Origin of the sequence: Clostridium sp. CAG:265 (genome assembly GCF_000436575.1) — a bacterium.
Taxonomy (GTDB): Bacteria; Bacillota; Clostridia; order Clostridiales; family Clostridiaceae; genus Clostridium; species Clostridium lentum.
Map to the genome: position 1 here is coordinate 1 of NZ_FR886586.1, position 1,969 is coordinate 1,969.

General features: G+C 27.3%; 4 protein-coding genes. All 4 read left to right on the plus strand.

The features are described from left to right. Positions 1 to 271 (plus strand): helix-turn-helix transcriptional regulator (locus Q5O29_RS02345; RefSeq protein WP_302631600.1); only part of this gene is annotated, 271 nt, incomplete at its 5' end. Then, positions 271 to 465 carry a hypothetical protein gene (locus Q5O29_RS02350; RefSeq protein WP_022211418.1) on the plus strand — a complete coding sequence of 65 codons (195 nt, stop codon included), beginning with the start codon at positions 271 to 273 and terminating at the stop codon, positions 463 to 465. The genes Q5O29_RS02345 and Q5O29_RS02350, both read left to right, overlap by 1 nt. 256 nt (positions 466 to 721) lie before the next feature. Beyond that, positions 722 to 1,585: a hypothetical protein gene (locus Q5O29_RS02355; RefSeq protein WP_022211419.1), complete on the plus strand. Its 864-nt coding sequence runs from the start codon at positions 722 to 724 to the stop codon at positions 1,583 to 1,585. Continuing rightward, positions 1,582 to 1,969, plus strand: a 388-nt coding sequence (locus tag Q5O29_RS02360) for a VRR-NUC domain-containing protein (RefSeq protein WP_302631602.1), incomplete at its 3' end; no start/stop codon positions are given. The genes Q5O29_RS02355 and Q5O29_RS02360, both read left to right, overlap by 4 nt.

Genomic DNA, 1,969 nt, shown 5'->3' on the forward strand with positions numbered 1-1,969 from the left:
ATATTTTACCATAAATTTATTACAAAAGTCTACAAAATATTACAAAATTAGAAAAGGAGTTTTAAATATGAAATTAACACCATTAAGAAAAAGAAGAATTAAAGTAGGAATGTCTGAAGATGTAGTATCTGATTATTTAGGAATTGCAAAAGGATCATTATCAATGATAGAAAGAGGTCATGACAATTTGAGATTAGAATATGCTGTAAAGCTTAGTAAATTATATAAATGTACAGTAGATGATATATGTAGAGATTTGGGGTTGTTATAGTGGGAACAATAAGAGATTTAAATGATGTAGTTGACATAGCTAAAGAGATAATGAAAAAAGATAAAAATATTGGTTGGCTTGTAGCTATAGAAGAAGCAAAGGAAATTGTATTTAAAGATAAAGAAGTAAAAACAGATATAGATAATGGAATTGTATATGATATAGAAACTGGTGAGAGCATCATAGAATTATGAAAAATAATACAAAAAAGAAAAACACATTACTAAACGTCTTTGGCAGGAGATTAGTAATGTGTAAAGCCTGATAATTAAATTAAAAAGTTTTTTAAAATTACTTTTTTTAATACAAGAAAATTATAAATAAATAATCATAAAAAGTCAAATTAGACTTATTTTTTTAAAGCTTTTTTAGAGCTTTTGGAGGGCTTGTATTAGGTATTAATAAATCAGACATCTATATATTTAAATAAAGAAAATATGAGGTTTAGACATGAATAGAAAGAAACTAAAGAAGTTATATGAAGAGTATGATTATGAATCAATTTATGATAAGCAGATTAAGAGTTTAGAAGAGTATGAAAATTTAAGATTAAATAGTGAGTATGTATATGTAATTAAAACTATAAAAGCGGGAAGTATGGTTGAGAAAGAATTATATTGTATACCAAAAGGAAGAGATTATAGAAGATCTATGAAGAAAGGAAAATCTTCAAAAGCTCAAGAGAAATTAAATAAGAAGAATAGAATAAAAAATACAATAAGATTAGTTAATGCTAATTTTAAACAAGGTGATTTATATATAACTCTTACATATAAGAAAGCAACTTTAGTTAATGAAGATAGAGCAAAGAAGGATATAGATAACTATATAAAAAAGCTTAAAAGATGGTTTAAGAAAAATAGACCTAATGAAGAATTTAAATATATTCATGTTATAGACTTTGTAGATGATCCAAAGAAAAGTAAAAGAACTAGAATACATCATCATTTGATAGTGAGTGAAATGGATAGAGATGTAGCAGAAGAAAAGTGGGATTTGGGAGTTGTTAATGCTAAGAGATTACAGCCTAATGAATTTCAATTTGAAGAAGTAGCCACATATATGGCAGCTCAAGCAAAAAGAAGGATTGGCCATTCAAAAAATTTAAAGAAGCCTGTTGTAACTATAGATAGTACAAGCCTTACAAGAAGAAAAGTTGAAAGACTTGCAATTAAAGAGTATTCACATAAAGAATTTTTTGAAAAGAAAAATAAGAATTATAAATTTTTAAAAAGTGATACATATATCTCTGATGATTTTGGAGGAATTTATATATATGCAAAAATGTCAAGGAAGGAGAATGGAAGGGAATGACGGTAACAAGAATAAAAAGAACAGCACCAAGTGAAAGCCAAGAACAGAAAGCATTATTTCAATGGGTTGGTTTAGCACAGCAAAAATATCCAGAACTTAAATTATTACACCATATACCAAATGGAGGAATAAGAGATATTAGAACTGCTACTAACTTAAAAAGAGAAGGTGTAAAAAGAGGTGTTCCAGATATATGTTTACCAGTATCAAGAGGTAAATATCATGGACTATACATAGAAATGAAAGCAGGAAAAAATAAGCCAAGCAAGGAACAAAAAGAATGGATTAATTCACTTCAAGAAGAGGGATATGCAGCTTGTGTATGCTATGGCTGGTTAGAAGCAAGAGAAGTTATAGAAAAATATTTATCAGAGCCTAGAGCTT